Source organism: Caballeronia arationis, from assembly GCF_001544975.2.
GTDB lineage: Bacteria > Pseudomonadota > Gammaproteobacteria > Burkholderiales > Burkholderiaceae > Caballeronia > Caballeronia arationis.
Window position 1 is genome coordinate 1 of the sequence record NZ_FCOG02000562.1, and the last position, 704, is coordinate 704.

The following is a 704-nucleotide window of genomic DNA, read 5'->3' on the forward strand; positions in this document are numbered from 1 at the left end:
AGCTCGAAGCTAATCGCTGGATGCTGATTTCGTTCGGCCTGGCTGTCGTCGCGGCCGGTGCGGTCTGGACGCGGCAGCCTGCGCCTTCGGTCACTCGCGTTGTGGGCGTGTCTGCCGACACGGGCGGCCATCCCATCGTGACCGAGTTGGTTGCCTACAAGCCCGACTCACAAGCTGTGCGCACGACGGTCAAGGACATGGCCATTCGCTGGTTCACCATCGAGCCGGTGCTGTCGGACCGCCTCGAGACTTCGCGCATGACCGCCAACATAAACTCGGTCAAGGCGCAAATGATCGGTGCAGCAGCCGGTCAGTTCCGCGACTGGCTGAAGGCCGACACGCCGTTCCAGCAGATAACGGCAAACCCCAAACTGATCCGCGAAGTCGACGTGCGCAATATCGCGTTGCTCGAAGACTCGACGGTACTCGTCGAATTCACGACGACCACCTCACAGGCTGGCGCCACGGGCAAGCCGGACGTGAAGTCGTACGCGCTGACGCTGCGCTACCAAATCGTCGCACCCACTGCTGAGCAGGCGCTGACGACGAACCCCTTCGGCATCTTCATTCCGTTCTTCCGCCTCGAGCGGACCGCATAAGCATGACCGCAACCATTCCCAACAAACGGCCGGTCATCGGCATCTGTGTTCTCGCTGCGTGCGCAGCGTTGCTCGCTCAACCGGCTGTGGCCAAGAAAGCCGCGA

At 62.2% G+C, this 704-nt stretch carries 1 protein-coding gene; it reads left to right on the plus strand.

Features of this window, described 5'->3' with window-relative positions:
• Positions 1-599, plus strand: a 599-nt coding sequence (locus AWB81_RS43860) for a VirB8 family type IV secretion system protein (protein ID WP_062644814.1), incomplete at its 5' end; no start/stop codon positions are given.
• Positions 600-704 lie beyond the last annotated feature (105 nt).